The organism is Thalassobaculum salexigens DSM 19539, from assembly GCF_000423805.1.
GTDB classification, from domain to species: domain Bacteria; phylum Pseudomonadota; class Alphaproteobacteria; order Thalassobaculales; family Thalassobaculaceae; genus Thalassobaculum; species Thalassobaculum litoreum.
Map to the genome: position 1 here is coordinate 296,667 of NZ_KE384094.1, position 19,334 is coordinate 316,000.

Annotated in this window: 18 protein-coding genes; 6 read left to right on the plus strand and 12 right to left on the minus strand. The window is 68.7% G+C overall.

Annotated elements, in window-relative coordinates:
- Positions 1–62: 62 nt before the first annotated feature.
- The 5 genes from G578_RS28580 to G578_RS0116610 all read right to left on the minus strand — a co-directional run bounded on the left by G578_RS28580 (position 63) and on the right by G578_RS0116610 (position 6,082).
- A complete protein-coding gene (locus tag G578_RS28580) occupies positions 63–917 on the minus strand; it encodes an alpha/beta fold hydrolase (protein WP_051244941.1) in 855 nt (284 codons plus the stop codon).
- Between the two features lie 31 nt (positions 918–948).
- Complete coding sequence (locus tag G578_RS0116595; protein WP_028795202.1) at positions 949–2,190, minus strand: MFS transporter; 1,242 nt, start codon at positions 2,188–2,190, stop codon at positions 949–951.
- Between the two features lie 25 nt (positions 2,191–2,215).
- Positions 2,216–3,607, minus strand: coding sequence for an aspartate aminotransferase family protein (locus G578_RS0116600; RefSeq protein ID WP_028795203.1), 1,392 nt, complete (start codon positions 3,605–3,607; stop codon positions 2,216–2,218).
- A gap of 48 nt (positions 3,608–3,655) precedes the next feature.
- Positions 3,656–4,771 (minus strand): LLM class flavin-dependent oxidoreductase, encoded by a 1,116-nt coding sequence (locus G578_RS0116605; protein WP_038015140.1) that lies wholly within the window; start codon positions 4,769–4,771, stop codon positions 3,656–3,658.
- Positions 4,772–5,326: 555 nt separating this feature from the next.
- On the minus strand, positions 5,327–6,082 hold the full coding sequence (locus G578_RS0116610; protein WP_028795205.1) for an SDR family oxidoreductase: 756 nt from the start codon (positions 6,080–6,082) through the stop codon (positions 5,327–5,329).
- Between the two features lie 161 nt (positions 6,083–6,243).
- On the opposite strand from G578_RS0116610, the gene G578_RS26740 reads away from it, so the two are divergent.
- A complete protein-coding gene (locus G578_RS26740; protein ID WP_051244942.1) occupies positions 6,244–7,119 on the plus strand; it encodes a DMT family transporter in 876 nt (291 codons plus the stop codon).
- A gap of 6 nt (positions 7,120–7,125) precedes the next feature.
- Here the strand turns inward: G578_RS26740 and G578_RS28585 are convergent, their stop codons facing one another.
- Positions 7,126–8,460, minus strand: a complete 1,335-nt coding sequence (locus G578_RS28585) for a class I adenylate-forming enzyme family protein (protein ID WP_051244943.1) — start codon at positions 8,458–8,460, stop codon at positions 7,126–7,128.
- A 76-nt stretch (positions 8,461–8,536) separates the two neighbouring features.
- On the opposite strand from G578_RS28585, the gene G578_RS0116625 reads away from it, so the two are divergent.
- The 5 genes from G578_RS0116625 (at position 8,537) to G578_RS26750 (ending at position 11,951) form a co-directional block, all read left to right on the plus strand.
- Positions 8,537–9,358, plus strand: a complete 822-nt coding sequence (locus G578_RS0116625) for an enoyl-CoA hydratase/isomerase family protein (protein WP_028795206.1) — start codon at positions 8,537–8,539, stop codon at positions 9,356–9,358.
- 92 nt (positions 9,359–9,450) lie between these two features.
- Complete coding sequence (gene msrA / locus G578_RS0116630; protein ID WP_028795207.1) at positions 9,451–9,921, plus strand: peptide-methionine (S)-S-oxide reductase MsrA; 471 nt, start codon at positions 9,451–9,453, stop codon at positions 9,919–9,921.
- Complete coding sequence (locus G578_RS0116635) at positions 9,918–10,592, plus strand: cupin domain-containing protein (RefSeq protein ID WP_028795208.1); 675 nt, start codon at positions 9,918–9,920, stop codon at positions 10,590–10,592. Before msrA ends, G578_RS0116635 begins: the two co-directional genes overlap by 4 nt.
- Before the next feature lie 93 nt (positions 10,593–10,685).
- Positions 10,686–11,423 carry an SDR family oxidoreductase gene (locus G578_RS0116640; RefSeq protein WP_028795209.1) on the plus strand — a complete coding sequence of 246 codons (738 nt, stop codon included), beginning with the start codon at positions 10,686–10,688 and terminating at the stop codon, positions 11,421–11,423.
- Positions 11,424–11,519: 96 nt separating this feature from the next.
- Complete coding sequence (locus G578_RS26750; RefSeq protein ID WP_038015141.1) at positions 11,520–11,951, plus strand: GFA family protein; 432 nt, start codon at positions 11,520–11,522, stop codon at positions 11,949–11,951.
- Between the two features lie 6 nt (positions 11,952–11,957).
- On the opposite strand, the gene G578_RS0116650 is transcribed toward G578_RS26750, so the two are convergent.
- The 6 genes from G578_RS0116650 to G578_RS0116675 all read right to left on the minus strand — a co-directional run bounded on the left by G578_RS0116650 (position 11,958) and on the right by G578_RS0116675 (position 19,333).
- Positions 11,958–12,449, minus strand: a complete 492-nt coding sequence (locus G578_RS0116650) for a hypothetical protein (RefSeq protein WP_028795210.1) — start codon at positions 12,447–12,449, stop codon at positions 11,958–11,960.
- Positions 12,450–12,622: 173 nt separating this feature from the next.
- Positions 12,623–12,907, minus strand: coding sequence for an acylphosphatase (locus G578_RS0116655; protein WP_028795211.1), 285 nt, complete (start codon positions 12,905–12,907; stop codon positions 12,623–12,625).
- Positions 12,908–12,921: 14 nt separating this feature from the next.
- Positions 12,922–14,910: an acetyl-CoA carboxylase biotin carboxylase subunit gene (locus G578_RS0116660; protein ID WP_028795212.1), complete on the minus strand. Its 1,989-nt coding sequence runs from the start codon at positions 14,908–14,910 to the stop codon at positions 12,922–12,924.
- A 130-nt stretch (positions 14,911–15,040) separates the two neighbouring features.
- On the minus strand, positions 15,041–16,573 hold the full coding sequence (locus G578_RS0116665; RefSeq protein ID WP_028795213.1) for an acyl-CoA carboxylase subunit beta: 1,533 nt from the start codon (positions 16,571–16,573) through the stop codon (positions 15,041–15,043).
- Positions 16,574–16,670: 97 nt separating this feature from the next.
- Entirely contained in the window at positions 16,671–17,375 is a 705-nt protein-coding gene (locus tag G578_RS0116670) for an ATP12 family chaperone protein (RefSeq protein ID WP_028795214.1), read from the minus strand.
- Between the two features lie 68 nt (positions 17,376–17,443).
- Positions 17,444–19,333, minus strand: coding sequence for an AsmA family protein (locus G578_RS0116675; protein ID WP_028795215.1), 1,890 nt, complete (start codon positions 19,331–19,333; stop codon positions 17,444–17,446).
- Between the last annotated feature and the right edge of the window lies 1 nt (position 19,334).

Here is a 19,334-nt window from a genome sequence, read left to right on the forward strand (position 1 = left end):
ACGGGTATAGGACACAAAGCAGGGGCGGCTTTCGGGCCGCCCCTTGATTTTGACGAGACCGTTCAGCCCCCGTGCAGCAAGTCGAGCGCCACCGGGTTGAACCAGTCTGCGTCCTCGTACTGCACCCAGTGGCCGACGCCGTCGCGCATGGCGATACCGGCATCCGGCTGGATCGCCTTCAGGGCGGCGTGGCGCGGCTCGAAGAAGCCGACGGCGGTCACGTCCTCGCTGCCCCAGATCAGGTTGATCCGGCCCTTGATCAGCGGGAAGGTCCGGGACAGCCGGTCGCTCAGCGAGATCGGGCGCGAGCGGATCCGGTTGCGCGCCATGTTGATCTCCTGGATGTGGTCCGCGAGGGTGTCGATATTGCCCTCGTCGGCGAACATCAGGATGCCCAGATTGTGCCGGCGCAGGCGGACCTGCTCGTCGGCGGGCATGTCCGGGGTGATGCGGATCATCTGCTGGGTCATCGGCCCGCGGTCGCCCAGACCGGCGGCTCCGACGCCGGTGTAGCTCAGCACCCGCTCGCCCAGGCCGGCCGCCACCAGGCCGCCGATGATCGAGCCGAAGGAGAAACACATCATCCGCAACGGCGTCTCGCCGGGCACCACCTGGCGCACGCCTTCGGTCACGATGGCGGCGAGGCTGTCGGCGTCGAAGGGATGATCGGGGTCGTCGCTGTCGCCCTGACCCGGCATGTCGGCGGCGATGACGCGGAAGTGACGCGCGAGAAACTCCACGTTCCGCACCCAGTGGTTCCACGACCCGAAGCCGCCATGCAGCAGGATCAGCGGCTCCCCCTGCCCCCATTCGCGCCACACCATCGTGCCGGAACCGCAGGGGGTGCGGATCACGCGGGAAAGGGCTTCGATGCGGGCGAGTTCGGCGGCGGGATCTGCCGCAGGAAAGCTGGTCATGGTCCGATCGAAGCGGGGGCCGGGACGGAAGTCAACGCCTCAACTCGGGCACCAGGAACACCAGCAGCGCCATCGCCACCAGCCCCTCCAAGGAGATCACCGTCAGCGCCATCGACCCGCCCAGCCAGTCCGCCAGCCAGCCCACATGCAGCACGCCGAGCGGGCCGGCGCCGATGCACACGGACAGGATGCCCATGAGCCGGGAGCGGATCTCCGGCGGGGCCTCGGAGAACATGATGGCACTCTGCATCGAGGCGAATCCGGAAATCCCGAGCCCGCCCACGACCAGAACCGCCAGCGCGAGGCCATAGTCGGTCTGCAGGGAAAACAGGAAGACGCAGAAGATGAACAGGCAGGATCCCAGAAGGTAGATCCGACGGAACCGCTCGGGTGCGGCCAGGAAGGCGACGGCCATCGCCCCGGCAAAGGCGCCCGCACCCTCCACCGACAGCAGCAGGCCGGTCCACACCGCGTCGGCGCCGAAGGTCTCCTTGCCGACGACCGGGATCATCGCGGCGTAGGGGAAGGCGAACAGGTTGACGATCACCGTGACGCCAAGATGCCCCATCAGCGCGCGCGACCGGCGCAGATAGGCGAAGCCGTCGCGGATCTCCGAGAACAGGGCGAAGGGCCGCGGTTCCTTCGCCGCCGGGCGGTAGACGACCAGGACCGCCAGCAGCACCGAGATCGCGAAGAACGTGCCCGAGACGACGAAGATTCCCTGCATGCCGATGGTGGCGTAGAGCCCGCCGCCGGCGATCGGACCGACCATGCGGGTGGCGTTGTTGGAGGCGCTGTCCATGGCCATGGCGGCACCGAGACGGGATGTACCCACCGACTCGCCCAGGATCGTGCGGCGGACCGGGAAGTCCGTCGACCAGCCGAGCCCCGACAGGAAGGCGCCGAGCCCGACCTGCCACAGGGTCAGCGTCCCCGCCCAGGCAGACAGCGCCAGCAGGGCCGCCGTCACCGCCATCAGCGACAGCGATCCGATCAGCAGCAGCTTGCGGTCGACCCGGTCGGCGATAACCCCCGTGACCGAGCCGAACAGCGCCATCGGCGCCATCCGCAGCATGGTCATCACGGCGGTCATCACCGCCGATCCGGTCTCGGCATACGCCCACACGCCGACCGCCAGCATTTCCAGCCAGCGCATCGCGCCCATCAGCACGCCGATGGTCCACAGCTTTCGGAAGGTCGGATCGGCGATGAGGGACAGCGGACCCGAAGCTCGGCTTCCCCCTCCGCCGCTGCTCCCGGAGGCTGCCGTCATCTAAGAGCCATCGGATCCGGCCCCATCAGATCTGGCCGGCGCGGCGCAGCATGTCGATGGAGGCGGACAGCGCCTCGGCGGCCCGGTCGACCTCCGCGGTGCCGTGGGTCGAAGAGACGAGCCCGCCGCAGGCCGGGTTGAGATCGACGCCGTTGACCAGCATCGCCAGCCGCAGCAGCCGGATCAGCTCCTTCGGCCGGTCCTTCATCGCCACCGTCGGCAGGGAGAGCGGATCGAAGGCGAACGGGTCCGCCACCGGATGGCCGTCCTGCATGAACAGATGGAAGATCGAGAAATCGCCATAGACCGCCCAGGGCACCCCCTTGTCGGCGATCACCCGGTTCAGGGCCTCGCGCAGGGCGCGGCCGGTCTCGTTGGCCCGCGCGCAGGCATCGCCCTCGGCGATGATCGTGAGCGCCGCGGTGCCGGCGGCGGCGGAGACCGGGTTGGCGTTGAAGGTGCCGGGATGGCCGATCTTGTCGCGCCCCTTCGCGGCTGCCGCGTCGAAGTCCAGCGCGTCGAGGATGTCCTGGCGGCCGCCGATGGCCCCGCCCGGCATGCCGCCCGCCAGGATCTTCGCCCAGGAGGTCAGATCCGGGGTGACGCCGAACGCCTCGGTCGCGCCGCCCGGCGCCAGGCGGAAGCCGGTCACCACCTCGTCCATGATCAGCAGCACGCCGTGCTTCGCCGTCTCCTCGCGCAGCATGGCGAGGAAGCCCGGCGCCAGCGGCGTATAGCCGGTGCTGCCGCCGATCGGCTCGATGATGGCGGCGGCGATGTCGCTGTCCTCGGCAAGGACGCGCTTCAACTGCTCAGGCTCGTTCGGATCGACCAGCACCACCGCGTCGGTCACCCCGCCGAGCACGCCCGGCGTAGACTTGCCGTCGAAATGCGAGGCGACCCCATGGGTCATGTGGTCGTGCCAGCCGTGGAAATGGGTGCGGAAGCGGATGATCTTGTTCTTGCCGGTGAAGTCGCGGGCGAGCCGAAGCCCCATCAGCGTCGCCTCGGTGCCCGACGAGGTGAAGCGCACCCGCTCCACCGCCGGATAGAGCCGCTTGACCGCCTTGGCCCAGGCGATCTCGCGGCGCTGGCCGGCGGCGAACTGTGTGCCCTCGGCGACCGCTTCCTGGGTCGCCGCCGTCACCCGCGGATCGGCATGGCCGAGCAGCAAAGCGCCATGGCCGCCGAAGAAGTCGACATAGTCGTTGCCGTCCACATCCCATTTGATCGGGCCGGCCGCCTTGTCGACATACAGGCCGTAAGGCTTCAGGTGCCGGGCGTCATGGGTGATTCCGCTGGGAAACAGCTCCCGCGCTTCCGCCGCCAGGGCGGCGGAGCCCGGCGTCTTCTCGCGATAGGCGGCCTCGATCGGCGAGTTGGTCAGGCGCTCTTCGGCGGCACGGCTGTCGGGCATGGGAGATCCTGTTCGGTGAGTTAGTCGGCGTCAGTCATTCGGCGTCAGTCATTCGGCGGCGGCCGACATCCGTTTGTCGGCCATGTAGGCGGAGAGTTTCGGCCAGACGGTCTCGGCCAGGGTGGTGAAGGACCGGCGCCACAGGGGCAGCGCGCCTTCCATGTCGTGGCCGGTCAGCATGAGGGTGCCGAAATCGCCGACCTCGTCGCGGAAGGCGATCAGCCGGTCGAGCACCGTGTCGGCCGAGCCGGCGATCACCAGCTCCTTGGCCTTGACCATGGCCTCGGCCTTGGCGGCGGTCCAGTCGATATCGGTGTTGAAGTCACCGCCGGCGAGTTTCCCCTGGGCGTTCAGATAGGTGTAGTACCAGGTGAAGGTACCTTCCGGATCGTCCAGGATCTCCTGCGCCTCGGCGTCGCTGTCGGTGATCAGCACGCTGCGGCCGACCCGCCAGACCGACGGATCGGGCTTGCGTCCGGCCTGCTCGGCGCCGGCGGCATAGGACGGCCAGTGGGTGGCGATATCGGCGGCCGGCACGAAGTTGCCCGACAGCAGGCACCAGCCGCGCTGGCCGGCGAAATTGGCGGTCATCGAGTTGGCGCCGCGCACCGATACGGCGATCGGCGGGTGCGGCTGCTGGTACGGACGGATGAACCGGCCGATTCCCATCTCCGGCAGGATCCGGTCGGTCAGCGACGTCTGGACGTGGTCGCCCTCATGGGTGAAGGGCGGGTCCTCGGTCCAGATCTTCATGATCAGGTCGATGGACTCGATCATCGCCATGGCGCGCTTGCGGCCGTCGAGATTGCCGAACACCTCCCAGTCGCTGGACAGCCCGCCGGAGCCGATGCCGAACAGGAACCGGCCCTTTGAGAGATGGTCGAACAGCGCCGCGTGGCCGGCGACCACCACCGGGTGCTGCTGCGGCAGGGACACGACGCCGGTGCCGAACTTGATCTGCTTGGTCTCGGCGATCAGCGAGGCGTTGAAGATCAGCGGCGAGGGGATCGGCTCGCCGGTGGAGGTGTAGTGCTCGCCCATCCAGGCCTCGGAGAAGCCGAGCCGGTCGCCGAGCAGGACAAGCTCCCGGTTCTCCTCGATCACGGTGGTCAGATCGCGCGCCGGCGGGTGCAGCGGCATCATGAACAGGCCGAGATTGACCATCGCTATTTCCCCTGAACAGTGTGACCTCTTGAGCGGGCCGGTTGGACGGATGCCGGAACGGTAGCACCGGCCTCGGGGGCGGCGGAAGTTGGGGAATCGGTTCCTCTCCACGCGACGATCTCTCCCCTGGCTTGTTCCGGGGCCGCCCCAAGCGTTGCGCCCAAGCCAACGAACGCAGTGCAACGCTGAGACGTGGGCCCCGGACTTAATCCGGGGAGTGTTCCGTAGATCCTTCACACTGTTCCCAGTGCCCCACACCGTTCCCACTCCCCGGGCTTGTTCCGGGGCCTACCCCAAAGCTGCTCGCTGAGCGAACGGACGGGGGGCAACACCGAGGCGTGGGCCCCGGACTGAACCCGGGGAATGTTCTGGAGATGTTTGGATTTCTACCCACTCCCCGGATTCAGTCCGGGGCGAGCCCGGACGCCGCTCGTGGCTTTCACGATGTAGCGCATGGCCCACCCGCTTGCCCCGGCACAAGGCCGGGGACTGTTTCGGGTAAGGAAAGTCGGCCAGCCCGGCCTGCGCCGGTGCCTCGCACCGACTGTGCCGGTTTCACACCTTGTGCCGGTCGAAGGTCGGGCTCATCAGGATCTCGTTCAGGCAGGCGCCCGGGCTCAGCGCCGCCAGGAACGCCACCACGTCGGCCACGTCCTCCGGCTGGATCACCTGCTTCAGTTCGTCCGGCGTGAGTTTCTTCGGCCGGCGGTCGAGGATCGGCGTGCGCACCTCGCCCGGGCAGATCGCCGTCGACCGGATGCCGTCGTTGCCGTGCTCGCGCTGAATGAGAAAGCTCAGCGACATGACCGCGTGCTTCGACGCCCCGTAGGCGACGCCGGCGACTTCAGAATAGAACCGCCCGGCCCAGGACGAGGTCGTCGCGATCACCCCGTCCTTCTGCCGCAGCATGATCGGCAGGGCCGCAGCGACGCCGTTGTAGACGCCCTTGATGTTGGCGTCGATCACGTCGTCCCAGCCGTCCAGCAGCGACGGATCGGCCGCGGCCTCGCGCCAGGTGCGCTGGGTGACGTTCGTGCCGGCGTTGTTGAACTGGAGGTCCAGGCGTCCGTGGTCGGCGTCGATCCGCTTGCCCGCCTCCAGCACCGCCGCGCGGTCGGTGATGTCCAGCGCGATGACCTGGGCCTTGCCCCCGTCGGAGCGGATCGCCTCCGCCAGGGTCTGCAGCGGCTCTTCGCGGCGACCGCTCAGCACCACCGTCATGCCGTCGCCGGCCAGCCGCCGCGCCGTCGCCTCGCCGATCCCGGTCCCCGCTCCGGTGATCCACGCCACCATTCCGTCAACACTGCGCATTGGCTCCCCCTCCCGTTTGGTCGATACTGTTTTTCCGATTCCCAAAGCTTAGCGATATGCCCCCTCCTTCCGACAGTCCTCAAAGTGCCGATAGCGGTACGCCGGCGCTAGCCACCCCCCTTGTCCGCTTTCGGTCCTGGTGGGACGGACTGTCCGGCAATGTGCGGGGATCGATCTGGCTGTTCGCCGCGGGCCTGGTCTTCGCCGTCATGGGGGCGCTGATCAAATTCGTCGGCCAGCGTCTGCCGGTGGTGGAGATCCTGTTCCTGCGCCAGGCCTTCGTGATCGTCGTGGTCTCGCCGGCGATCATCAAAGGCTTTCCGGCGGTGTTCCGGACCGAGCGGCTGGGCCTGCACACACTGCGGGTCGGGCTGTCGGCGATCGCCATGACGACCGGGTTCACCGCCCTGGTCCATCTGCCGCTTGCCGAGGCGACGGCGATCAGCTTCTCGCGGACCCTGTTCACGACGATGCTCGCCGTCGTCATCCTGCACGAGATCGTCGGCTGGCGGCGGTGGACCGCAACGGCGGTCGGTTTCGTCGGTGTGGTCATCGTCGCCCATCCCTCGCCCTCGGGGCTCAACGAATACGCGCTGCTCGCCCTGCTCTCGGCCTTCTTCGTGGCGATGATCATGATCTGCCTGCGGATGCTGGCCCGCACCGAGCGGCCGGCGACCATCATCGCCTATCAGTCGGTCTGCCTGACGGTCATCCTGGCCGGGCCCGCCTGGTACTTCTGGGTCTGGCCGACCTGGGAGGATCTGGCCCTGACAGCGGTGATCGGCGGGGTGATGTCGCTCGCCCAGTTCGTCAACATCAAGGCCTATTCCAACGGCGAGGCGGCGGCGATCGCACCGGTGGAGTACATCCGCCTGCTGGCCTCGGCCGGGCTCGGCTTCATGATGTTCAGCGAGGTGCCGACGATCTACACGGTGATCGGCGCCGTCTTCATCATCGGCTCGACCCTCTACACCATCCGCCGCAACGCCATGAAGAACACGCCGGTGCCGCCCCGCCCGCCGGAAGTGGCCCCCTGACGGCGGTCAGACCGGCTCGATAAACAACCGGCCGACGGCACCCCGGTCCCCCTTCCCGGTCGCGCCGGTCGGCAGGGCCTCGACGACCTTCAGGCGTGACGGCAGCTTGTAGCGCTCCAGCCGCTCGCCCGCCCAGGCCAGCACCCGCTCCGGTACCGGCTCGCGGCCCGGTGCGGCGGTGATGACGGCGATCACCGCCTCGCCCGACTGCGGATCGGGCACGCCGGCGACCAGGGCGCCCGCCACGTCCGGATGGGCGGCCAGCACCGCCTCCACCTCCAGCGGCGCCACCTTCATGCCGCCGCGGTTGATCAGGTCCTTGGCCCGGCCGACCAGGGTCACCCGCCCGTCGTCGCGCAGCTGCGCCAGATCGCCGGTGCGGAAATAGCCGTCGTCGTCGAACGCCTCGGCCGTGCGCTGCGGATCGCGCAGGTAGCCGACCATGCCGTAGGGCGAGCGGATCTGCAGTTCGCCGTCCTCGGCGATCCGCATCTCGATATCGCCGCCCGGCCGCCCGAGCGATCCCGACGCGGCGTCGTAGTCCGGCGGATCGACGAAGAAATCGCAGGTGCCGGTCTCGGTCAGCCCGTAGATGTCGCCGATCCCGACCCCCGGCCAGGCGCCCCGGATCTTCGCGCCGAGCCCCGCCGGCAGCACCTCGCCGCCGGCCATCACCGCCCCCGCCCAGCCCGGCAGTGCGGCCGTCTCCGGCCGGTCCAGCAGCCCGCGCAGCAGGGTCGGCACGGCCGGGAGCCGGTCGACGTCGCGCCGCGCCAGCACCGCCGCCACCGCATCGACGGAGAGTTTCTCGGGAAACACCAGCGTGCCGCCGGACAGCAGGGTCAGCCACGTCACCCATTGACCGAAGCTGAAGGTCAGCTGCAGTGCCAGCAGGGTGCGCCGCCCGTCCTGCCATCCGGTCTCGCGCCGGATCATCTGGAGCTTCGCCGCCTGCCGTTCCGCCGACAGCACCGCCGCCTTCGGCGCGCCGGTCGTGCCGGAGGTGAAGACGATGGTCGACGCGCCGTGCAGCATCGGGTCCGGAACCAGCCGGGCGACCAGCTCCTCGATCCGGGCCCGCGGCGTCGCCCGGTGGATCGGCACCGCCACGCCGTCGGCCCGATAGACCGCCAGCAGCTCGATCAGATCGACCGGGCTGTTGTCCACCAGGACCGGGCACGGCCGGAAGGCGCCGACGCCCTCCCCTTTGAGCTCGAGCGCCCGCGCCTCCGACCGGCGCAGCAGGTCGCCATGGGTCAGGGTCGCCCCCTGCCGCTCGATCGCGGGCGCGTCGCCATGGGCCGCCATGGCCGCGAACAGGGTATCGGCGAACACGGTCATCGGCGGGGCAGACAGAACGGGAGCATGATCATACCCTCATCCTCACCCGACCCAAGCAAACGGACAAGCCACAGCCATGACCGACACCGTTCTCTACGAGCGCCGGGGCAAGGTCGCCCTGATCACCCTGAACCGGCCGGAGCGCCTCAACGCGATGGATCAGGACATGCTGAAGGCGCTGGAAACGGCCTGCGACAAGGCCGAGGCGGACGATGAGGTCGGCGCCGTGGTCGTCACCGGGGCCGGCAAGGCCTTCTCCTCCGGCTTCGACCTGCAGGCCCAGGCGCGCAACACCCCGAAGGGCGTGGCCGAATGGCGGCCGGTGCTGCGCCGCGACTTCGACTGCACCATGCGGTTCTGGCACATGAGCAAGCCGACGGTGGCCGCCGTGCACGGTCCGGCGCTGGCGGGCGCCTGCGAGCTGACCATGGCCTGCGACATCACCGTGGCCGCCGAGGACGCGATCTTCGGCGAGCCGGAGGTGAAGTTCGGCGCCGGCATCGTCACCATGATCCTGCCCTGGGTCGTCGGCCCGAAACGGGCGAAGGAGATCATCCTGCTCGGCCTGGACGACATTCCCGCCGCCGAGGCCAAGGAGATGGGACTGATCAACCGCATCGTGCCGGTCGGCCAGGACGTGGAGGTGGCGCTGACCCTGGCCCGGCGCATGGCCGCCATGGACCGCACCCTGATCCGCGAGACCAAGCGGGCGGTGAACCGGACCTACGAGCTGATGGGCATGGGCACGGCCCTGGAATCCGCCCTGGAGGTGGACATGCTGATCGAGGGCGAGGGCATGGCGACCAAGCATCACTTTCTCGAGATCGCCCGGTCCGACGGCCTGCGCGCGGCCTTGAAATGGCGCGAGGAGCGGGCCGCCGAGGGGGAACGGGAATAGTTGGACCCTGGACGGCCAACCCCGCGATACACATCTTTGACCGGCGCGCCCGATGACATCGCGCCCACCTCACCGCGCGCAAGGAGGACAGAATGGCGAAGGCGATCTTTGGTGCGGGCTGCTTCTGGAGCCCCGAGGAGCAGTTCCGCAAGGTACCCGGCGTGACCGACGTGGCCGTGGGCTATGCCGGCGGCGCCAAGGAAAACCCGACCTACGAGGAGGTCTGCACCGGCAACACCGGCCACGCCGAAGTGGTCGAGGTCGAATACGACCCGGAGAAGGTGGCCTATGAGGATCTGCTGGAGGTGTTCTTCGACATCCACGACCCGACCCAGGTGAACCGCCAGGGCCCGGACGTGGGCACCCAGTACCGCTCGGCCGTGTTCTACGAAGACGCGGAACAGGAAGCGGCGGCCCGGGCGGTAAAGGAGAAGCTGGCGGCGCGCGGCGTGCCGGTGGCCACCGAGATCAGCAAGGCCGACACCTTCTGGCGGGCCGAGGAATATCACCAGCAGTTCCTGGCCAAGCGCCGCAAGGGCGTGTTCGGGAACCTGTTCCGGTGAGCGATCCGGCCGATGGGCTGAACAGCGATCTGTCGCTGTTCGCCCGTATCGATACCAACGAGATCGACTGGCAGCCGAGCCCCAGCCCCAGCGTCTTCCGCAAGCGCCTCGACCTCGCCGGAGACAAGGAGGCCAGCCGGGTCACTTCGGTGGTGCGCTACGAACCCGACAGCCGGTTCCACAGCCATCCGCATCCGGACGGCGAGGAGATCCTGGTGCTGGAAGGGGTGTTCTCCGACGAGCACGGCGACTATCCGGCCGGCACCTTCCTGCTGAACCCGGAAGGCTTCGAGCATGCTCCGCGATCGACCGACGGCTGCGTGCTGTTCGTGAAGCTGCGGCAGTATCCGGGCGTGCGGCGCCAACTCACCGTGGACACCGCGACGGGGTCCTGGCGCCAAGGTCTCTCCGAGGGGATCGAGGTGCAGGATCTCTATCGCGAGGATGGCCATCCCGAGCATATCCGTCTCGCCCGCTTCGCCCCCGGGGCATCGACGCCGGAGCATGAGCATGCCGGCGGCGAGGAGGTTTTCGTGCTCCAGGGATCGGTGGAGGACGAGTTCGGCCTGCATCCCGCCGGCACCTGGGTCCGCTACCCGGCCGGCTCGCGCCACACGGCGCGGTCGTCCGGCGGCGCCCTGCTCTACGTAAAAAGCGGCCATCTCGGCTAGGTAGTCGCCCCGCCCGCCGGTCCGATATCCGGGGGCGTGCCGCAGGGCCCGCATCGCGCTATCCTCCCCGCACAATCAAAGGGAGGAAACCCAATGGCGAAAATCGCTCTCGTTACCGGTGGATCGCGCGGCATCGGCGCCGCTACCTGCCGCCTGCTGGCCCGCGAAGGCTGGGACGTCGCCGTCAACTATGCCGGCAATGCCGAGGCCGCAGAGAAGGTGGCCATCGATGTGCGCGCCACCGGTCGCCGGGCCATGACGGTCCAGGCCGATGTGGGCGACGAGGCCCAGGTGGTCGCCATGTTTGAGGCGGTCGAAAAGGAACTGGGCCCGATCGACGGGCTGGTCAATTGCGCCGGCATCATCGGCCCGGTCGGCCGGGTCGATGCCCTGAAACCCGCCGATATCGACCGGGTGCTGAAGACCAACGTGGTCGGCTGCATCCTCGCCTGCCGGGAGGCGGTGAAGCGGATGTCCACCAAACACGGCGGCAAGGGCGGGGCGATCGTCAACGTTTCCTCCGGCTCGGCCTACCTCGGCAATCCGGGTACCCAGGTGATGTACGCGATCTCCAAGGGGGCGGTGAACTCGCTGCATATCGGCCTCAGCCAGGAAGTCGCCGGCGAGGGCATCCGGGTGAACGCCGTCTCCCCCGGCATGACCGCCACCGAGATGGTCACCGAGGAGGCGGCCGCCGCCAATGTGGGCCGCATCCCCATGGGCCGCCTTGGCGAGCCGGAGGAGATCGCCGAGGCCATCGTCTGGCTGATGAGCGACCGGGCCGCCTACACGGCCGGCGCCAACATCCGGGTCGCGGGCGGCCGACCGTAGGGGGAAGCGCCGCCCGCGAAAAGGAACAAAAAAAGAACTTTTCACCCCGGGCGCGCGCTGGCACTCTGCCGGACCAAATGATGGGGAGGACATGCCATGGTTGACCATCCGGTGCGCACAGGCGGCTGCATGTGCGGCGGCGTGCGTTACAAGATCACCGGTCCGATCAAGCAGATCGTCGCCTGCCATTGCCGCGAATGCCGGCGGATGACCGGGCACTTCCTGCCCTCGTTCGACGTGTGGAACGAGCATTTCGAGATGGTCGAGAGCCGGGATCTCGGCTGGTACCGGTCCGCGCCGAAGAGCCGGCGCGGCTTCTGCAAGACCTGCGGCTGCTCGATCTTCTTCCGTATGGACGGCGGCGAGAAGATGTCCATCGCCGCCGGCTCCCTCGATGACGGCTGCGACGGCGACCTGCAGATCGCCGCGCACATCTTCACCGCGGAGAAGGGCGACTATTACGACCTGGACGACGCCCCGGCCTACACCGATGGCGGCGACAGCGTCCCGATGCCGCCCCGGGGGTAGCGCGCCTTACGCCGCCCCCGCCAGGGCGTCGGCCATCAGTTCCACCGCCTTGCGGGCCTCCTGTTCCAGGCGCGCGGCCTCCAGGGCGAGTTCGCGGGCGGTGATCGCCGGCAGCCGGTCGTCGTTATGGACGTAGCCGTTGCGCTTGTCGCGCAGCCAGACGTAGTCGCGGCCGAAGCGCACGGTGTTCAGATGCAGCCCACCGCCCCCACCGGCGCGCCCTCCGGCGCTCATGCCGACCGCCACATCCGCCTCCTCCATCTCCCAGTCGTCATGCCCGACCTGGTCGGCCACGTCGCTGTCGATAGCGGTCTGGGCGAGGATGACGGCGGTCACCCAGGCACCGGCGGCGAAGACCCGGCGCAGCTCGGTGAGGATCGCTTCGGTCTGTGCGTCGACCTGGAGCGGACCGCCGCCGCCGGCCCGGCGCAGCCGGTCGTCGAACCAGCGCAGGCGCTCGGTCCACTGCCGATGGGACGGGGGATCGATCAGCGTCATCGCAGCCTCCTCGCGTCGTCTCTACGAGAACGATACGGCCTGGCGTCGGTTTCGTCAGCCGGCGGCGGGAGCCTAGAGCTTTCATGCGGCAGGGGCGCGGTAGGGCCGCGGCAGTCGCCTGCCGGCGCCGCCGAATCGATCCCAGGCCGAATCGATTCCAGGCCTAATCGAGCCTACGCCGAGGCGATCTGCACGAAATACGGGCCGAGATCCGGATCGTCGTCGACCGTCGCCTCCACCACGTCCTGGACCTGGGCCATGGGCGGTCCCCGCCGGCACCGGGTGGCCAGGGCGTCCAGTTCGTCCGGTTCGCCGCGGGCGGTGATCTCGACCGCACCGTCCTGCCGGTTGCGGACCCAGCCGACAAGGCCGAGTTCCTTGGCGGTGCCGATGGTCCAGGCGCGGTAGGCCACGCCCTGCACCCGGCCGGTGACGGTCAGGTGTCGGGTCTCGGCCATGTAAGCCTCCTATTCTATTCGAATTCCACGATGGTCTGGTCGACCGCGAGGCTGGCGCCGGCGCTGGCGTGGATCTTGGCGACCGTGCCGTCCTTCTCGGCGCGCAGCACGTTCTCCATCTTCATGGCTTCCACCACGCAGATCTCCTGACCGACCTTCACCGGGTCGCCTTCCGAGACCGCGAGCGAGACCAGAAGGCCCGGCATCGGCGAGACCAGCAGCCTGGAGGTGTCGGCCGCTTCCTTGGCCGGCATCTTGTCCAGCGCGTCCGCCACCCGCGGCGGCACCACCAGCACCCGCATCGAGGCGCCGCCGAAGGACAGCGCGCGGTAGATGCCGTCGCGGTCGATCTGCACCGGGAAGGGCTCGCCGTTCACGTTGCCGTCGAACACCGCGATGGTGGCGTCGAGCGCGCCGCGGACGGCATAGCGCTGGCCGCCGACCACCGCGTCGTAGCCGTCCTCCACCGGGCGGATCTCGACGCGGGTGTTCTCGCGCCCCTCGCGCACGGTCCAGACCGTGGCGATCTCCGACTTGCCGCGGTTGGCGACCTGGCCGCTGATCCGCAGGCTGCGCTCGGCGTCGTCGCGGGCGAAGGCGACGGCCAGGACCTGCATCGCGCCGCGCTCGTAGTCGCCGATCGCCGCCCCTTCGAAGCCGTCGGGGAATTCCTCGGCGATGAAGTTGGTGGTGATGTTGCCCTTGCGGAACCGGTCCATGGCGATGGTCGCCGACAGGAACGGGATGTTGTGGCCGACGCCGCGGATCCGGTAGCGGTTCAGCGCCTCGCCCATACGGTCGGCCGCCTGGTCGCGGGTCTCGCCATAGGCGATCAGCTTGGCGATCATCGGGTCGTAGAACATGGAGATCTCCGACCCCTCCTCCACGCCGTCATCGACCCGGATGCCGTCGACGTCGAGCGGCGGGTCGTAGCGGGTCAGCCGGCCGATCGACGGCAGGAAGCCGCGGAACGGATCTTCGGCATAGACGCGGGCCTCGATCGCCCAGCCGTCCATTTTGACCTCGTCCTGGGTCAGCGGCAGCTTCTCGCCATAGGCGACCCGGATCATCTGCTCCACCAGGTCGAGGCCGGTGACCATCTCGGTGACCGGGTGTTCGACCTGCAGGCGGGTGTTCATTTCCAGGAAGTAGAAGTTCTTGTCGGCATCGGCGATGAACTCGACCGTGCCGGCGGAGACGTAGCCGACCTGCCGGGCCAGCGCGCAGGCCTGTTCGCCCATCTTCGCCCGGGTCTCGGCGTCGATGAACGGGGACGGGGCCTCCTCGATGACCTTCTGGTGGCGGCGCTGAATGGAGCACTCGCGCTCGCCCAGATGGATGACGTTGCCGTGGCTGTCGGCCAGCACCTGGATCTCGATATGGCGCGGCTCGGTGACGAACTTCTCGATGAAGACCCGGTCGTCGCCGAAGGAGGAGCGGGCCTCGTTCATGGCCGAGCGCACGCCGTCCTTCAGCTCGTCCTTGGAATGGGCGATGCGCATGCCCTTGCCGCCGCCGCCGGCGGTGGCCTTGATCATCACCGGATAGCCGATCTCGTCGGCGATCTCGGCGGCATGGTCCGGTCCCTCGATCAGCCCGACGAAGCCCGGCACCGTGCTGACCCCGGCCTCCTTGGCGATCTTCTTCGACGTGATCTTGTCGCCCATCGCCTCGATGGCCTTCACGCCCGGGCCGATGAAGGTGATGCCGGCCTTCTCCAGCGCCTCGCAGAAGGCGGCGCGCTCGGACAGGAAGCCGAAGCCGGGATGTACCGCCTGCGCACCGGTCTGCTTGCAGGCCTCGATGATCTTGTCGATCAGCAGGTAGCTCTCGGCCGAGGGCGGCGGGCCGAGCCGCACCGCCTCGTCGGCCATGCGCACATGCTTTCCGTCCGCATCGGCGTCGGAATAGACGGCGACGGTCGCGATACCCATCCGCTTGGCGGTGCGGATGATCCGGCACGCAATCTCGCCGCGGTTGGCGATGAGGATTTTATTGAACATCGGACCCAGTTCCCTGTTCTTTTCTCGTCGCCCTGAACTCGATTCAGGGCCAATTCACCAAGCTCGCGGCCGCCCCGCCCCTGGATCCCGGATCAGGTCCGGGAAGACGGTCGGGGGTGCCCCGCAGCCGTCACAACGGGATGTTGTCGTGCTTCTTCCACGGGTTGCTGAGCTGCTTGTCGCGCAGCATGGCCAGCGCCCGGCAGATCCGGCGGCGCGTGTTGTGCGGGCGGATGATGTCGTCCAGGTACCCCCGGCTGGCCGCCACGAACGGGTTGGCGAAGCGCTCGCGGTATTCCTCGGTGCGGGCCTCGATCTTGGCCTCGTCGCCGAGATCGCCGCGGAAGATGATCTCCACCGCGCCCTTCGGCCCCATGACCGCGATCTCCGCCGTCGGCCAGGCGTAGTTCACATCGCCGCGCAGGTGCTTGGAACTCATCACGTCATAGGCGCCGCCATAGGCCTTGCGGGTGATGACCGTCACCTTCGGCACAGTCGCCTCCGCATAGGCGAAGAGCAGTTTGGCGCCGTGCTTGATGATGCCGCCGAATTCCTGGGCGGTACCCGGCAGGAAGCCCGGCACGTCGACGAAGGTCACGATCGGAATGTTGAAGCAGTCGCAGAACCGCACGAACCGGGCGGCCTTCTTGGCACTCTCGATGTCGAGGCAGCCGGCCAGCACCATCGGCTGGTTGGCGACGATGCCGACGGTCGACCCCTGCATGCGGGCGAAGCCGATCAGGATGTTCCCGGCATAGCCCGGCTGGATCTCGAAGAAATCGCCCTCGTCCACGACCTTGAGGATCAGCTCCTTCATGTCATAGGGCTTGTTCGGGTTCGCTGGGACCAGGCTGTCGAGCGAGTATTCCGGGCGGTCCGCCTCGTCCGCCGTCGGCCGCACCGGCGGCTGCTCGCGGTTGGAACTGGGGAGGAAATCGATGAAGCGGCGCAGGTTCAGCAGCGCCTCGACGTCGTTGTCGAAGGCGAGATCGGCGACGCCGGACTTGGTGGTATGGGTGACGGCACCCCCCAGTTCCTCGTGGGTCACCGTCTCGTGGGTGACCGTCTTCACCACGTCGGGGCCGGTGACGAACATGTAGGAGCTGTCCTTCACCATGAAGATGAAGTCGGTCATCGCCGGGGAATAGACCGCACCGCCGGCGCAGGGGCCCATGATCATCGAGATCTGCGGCACCACGCCCGAAGCGAGCACGTTGCGCTGGAACACCTCGGCATAGCCGCCGAGGGAGGCCACGCCCTCCTGGATGCGCGCGCCTCCGCTGTCGTTCAGGCCGATGACCGGGGCGCCGACCTTCATCGCCTGGTCCATGACCTTGCAGATCTTCTCGGCATGGGCCTCGGAGAGCGAACCGCCGAACACGGTGAAATCCTGGCTGAAGACGAAGACCAGACGGCCGTTCACCGTGCCCCAGCCGGTCACCACGCCGTCGCCGCGCACCTTCTGCTCGGCCATGCCGAAATCGGTCGAGCGATGCTCGACGAACATGTCCCACTCCTCGAAGGAGCCGGGATCGAGCAGCAGGTCGATGCGCTCGCGCGCGCTCAGCTTGCCCTTGGCATGCTGGGCGGCGACCCGCTTCTCGCCGCCACCGGCCCTGGCCTGCTCCCGCATCTCTTCGAGACGGTGGATGATGTCCTGCATCGTCGATGCCCCTTACGCGTTTCCCACAGTCGTTCGGCCGGCGATCCTAGAGCAATTCTCCGGCATATGTGACCGGGAATTCATTCTGTTGGCGCGGTCAGCCTTCGCCGCTCACCAGGGTCTTGAACCGCTCGGCCGCCTTCATCTCGGCCAGCAGACCGCGCCGGCGCAGCTCGGCCTCGCGGTCCTGGCCCCATTTCTCCACCTGGAACGCCTCGTCGACCTGCGACAGCCCGAACGCCTCCGCGGCGCCCAGATCGCCGTCGAGGAAGGCGAGCGCCAGGATCAGCGAGCCGGTGATCGAGGTGGCGGTATGCAGCGGCGCCAGGGACCAGTCGTCGACGGCCTCCACCGCCGCGCGGAAGGCCGCCAATGCCTTCTCGGACTGCCGCACCGGCATCACGCCGGAGGTCACGACGAGGCGCATGGCCAGCCGCTTCTCCGCCCGCTCGCGCCACGGGGTCCATTGCGTGACCTGGCGGCCGACCAGTTCGTCCGGCCCGTCGGCCAGGAAGCACAGCAGGTCGGAGCCGCCGAAGCCGGCGATCTCGCCGACAACATGGTCGCGCTGGGGGGTGACCCGGTCGGTCACCGTGGCGGCGAAGCTCATCATCGCCATGGAGGACGGGTCGATCTTCTCGCCCTGGTCGTCCCATTCCTCGGCGATCGCCTCGGCCACGCCCCGTGTCGGCAGCCGCAGCGGACGCTTGGCGGGGGAGCTGAGGTTGCGATCGTCGAGGGTGACCAGGAAGGCACCGTCATCCGCCTCGCTCACGGCGACGGTCTTGTAGAAGCGTTTCATGCGGGTCGTGTCTTTCCTCTATCAGTCTCGGCCTCTGTCGGTTTTGGCCTCTGTCGGTTCCCAATCGGCTATTCCACCGCCTTACGGAGACTGTCGAACAGGCCCTTGATGCCGCCGGGCTTGCCCGGCTGCTCGGTGGCGCCGGCATTCCCGCCGCTCGGCATCGGTTTGGTGCCCTGGGCCACCGCGACGGCCTCGGCGCAGGCCGGCTCCGTCGACCCAGACGACACGAAGGGCAGCATCAGCGCCAGCGGTCCGGCGAGCGCGGCGCCGCCGACCAGGGAGCCGACGCCCTTGGCCACCGCCACCGGGTCGGGCGCGATGTCCGGGTCGGCGATCTTGCCGGTGATCAGGATCGGCGTGGCGAGGCTGACCAGGCTGGCGTCCTTCGGGCTGGGGGTCAGGCGCATGTCGAGGGTCTCGCGGGCGAGGTCGATCGTGCCCTCGCCGCCGACGGTCACCCGGTCGCTGTCGATCATCAGCGCGACCGTGTCGGCGACGCCGCGCTTCAGGGTCCAGCGGCCGACCGCGCAGTTCAGAGTGCCGCGGGCCGCCCCTTCCAGGAAGGGCAGGAACTTGGTCGTCAGGTCCGCGGCGATCAGTTCCCAGTCCTCGTTGGCGATCTTGCCGTCCTCGGTGGTGATCCAGGCGATACCGGCGAGGCTGGCGATCATGTCGCGGATGCTGGCGCCGGAGGCGGTCAGGTCGACCGCCGCGTCGCCCTTCGCCTCCAGCGTCTCGGAGCCGTGCAGAGTGCGGGCGAGCTTGCCGAAATCGGCCCCCGTCCACGACGCCTTCAGGGCCTGGGTCGGCACCGCCTCGTTGGCGGCGATCGTGGCCGTGGCCTCGATCCTGCCGTCGGACAGCACCGCTTCGACGGGATCGAGACGCAGGGTTCCGTCGGTCAGCGTGGCGGTGGCGGCGATGTCCGTCACCGAAAGCTCGTCGGCGGAGAGGGAGGCCACCGCAAGTTTGATCTCGGCGTCCACCAGGCCGAGCAGCGCCAGCGGCACGGCCGCCTCCAGCCCGTCGCCCGCTCCGTCCTCCCCGCCTTCGGGCAGGGTGACGGCGTCGCTCTTCAGGTCGGCCACCAGCCTCGGCCGCGCCCCGTCCAGGGCGAGCGAGGCGCTGCCGGTCACCGTGACCCCTTCGGCGGTCAGCGACAGCCGGTCGGCCTCCACCGAGGCCAGACCGCCGTCCTTGCCCAGGGCGTAGCGCAGGTTGGTGGCCAGCGCGATCTCGCGCGCGCCGATGCTGCCCGTCACGTCGATCGGCAGACTTGCCCCCGGCCGCAGCGCTTCCGCCACCGCCGGCAGGGTGCCGGTCAGCGTCACCGGATCGCCGTTCACGTCGGCCTTGAGCGTGACGTCCAGCGGCCCGTTGCCCTCCCCGGCCTCGAGGTCGAGACGGTTGATCCGCACGGTCTGCGCCTCGGCATCCGGCGCCGGTTTCCAGCGCAGCACCACATCGACCAGTTCGACGCTGCGCATCAGCGGCACCGTCATCCCGCCGCCGCCGTCCCCAGCGCCGCCCCCAGTGCCGCCGCCAGTGCCGCCGCCAGTGCCGCCGCCGAGCTGCCAGTTGGAGGCCCCGTCCGCGTTGCGTTCCAGCAGGATGTCCACGTCGGCCAGCGCGATGTGTTGCACGTCCAGCGTGCCCGAGAGCAGCGGCACCACGTCCACCGCCACCTTCAGCTTGCCGACCGTGGCCATGTCCGGCCGGCTGCCCCAGTCGGCATTGGCGAAGTGGACCGTCTCGGTGCTGAGCGTCGGGCGCGGCGTCCAGGCGAGGTCGAGATCGCCCTCGATCGTCAGGTCTCGGCCGGTCGCCTCGGCCACGGCCGCCTCGATCTCCGACTTGTAGCTGTTCAGGTCCAGGGTCGCGACGAAGATCACCAGACCGATGACGACAATCGCGAGAACGCCGACGAGACCGGCGAGGACTTGGATCCAGCGCATG

Bases quoted from the DNA above. Each gene is read 5' to 3' on its own strand.
- G578_RS28580 (WP_051244941.1), bottom strand. From the start codon at position 917: ATGACCAGCTTTCCTGCGGCAGATCCCGCCGCCGAACTCGCCCGCATC.
- G578_RS0116595 (WP_028795202.1), bottom strand. From the start codon at position 2,190: ATGACGGCAGCCTCCGGGAGCAGCGGCGGAGGGGGAAGCCGAGCTTCG.
- G578_RS0116600 (WP_028795203.1), bottom strand. From the start codon at position 3,607: ATGCCCGACAGCCGTGCCGCCGAAGAGCGCCTGACCAACTCGCCGATC.
- G578_RS0116605 (WP_038015140.1), bottom strand. From the start codon at position 4,771: ATGGTCAATCTCGGCCTGTTCATGATGCCGCTGCACCCGCCGGCGCGC.
- G578_RS0116610 (WP_028795205.1), bottom strand. From the start codon at position 6,082: ATGCGCAGTGTTGACGGAATGGTGGCGTGGATCACCGGAGCGGGGACC.
- G578_RS28585 (WP_051244943.1), bottom strand. From the start codon at position 8,460: ATGACCGTGTTCGCCGATACCCTGTTCGCGGCCATGGCGGCCCATGGC.
- G578_RS0116625 (WP_028795206.1), top strand. From the start codon at position 8,537: ATGACCGACACCGTTCTCTACGAGCGCCGGGGCAAGGTCGCCCTGATC.
- msrA (WP_028795207.1), top strand. From the start codon at position 9,451: ATGGCGAAGGCGATCTTTGGTGCGGGCTGCTTCTGGAGCCCCGAGGAG.
- G578_RS0116640 (WP_028795209.1), top strand. From the start codon at position 10,686: ATGGCGAAAATCGCTCTCGTTACCGGTGGATCGCGCGGCATCGGCGCC.
- G578_RS26750 (WP_038015141.1), top strand. From the start codon at position 11,520: ATGGTTGACCATCCGGTGCGCACAGGCGGCTGCATGTGCGGCGGCGTG.
- G578_RS0116650 (WP_028795210.1), bottom strand. From the start codon at position 12,449: ATGACGCTGATCGATCCCCCGTCCCATCGGCAGTGGACCGAGCGCCTG.
- G578_RS0116655 (WP_028795211.1), bottom strand. From the start codon at position 12,907: ATGGCCGAGACCCGACACCTGACCGTCACCGGCCGGGTGCAGGGCGTG.
- G578_RS0116660 (WP_028795212.1), bottom strand. From the start codon at position 14,910: ATGTTCAATAAAATCCTCATCGCCAACCGCGGCGAGATTGCGTGCCGG.
- G578_RS0116665 (WP_028795213.1), bottom strand. From the start codon at position 16,573: ATGCAGGACATCATCCACCGTCTCGAAGAGATGCGGGAGCAGGCCAGG.
- G578_RS0116670 (WP_028795214.1), bottom strand. From the start codon at position 17,375: ATGAAACGCTTCTACAAGACCGTCGCCGTGAGCGAGGCGGATGACGGT.
- G578_RS0116675 (WP_028795215.1), bottom strand. From the start codon at position 19,333: ATGCGCTGGATCCAAGTCCTCGCCGGTCTCGTCGGCGTTCTCGCGATT.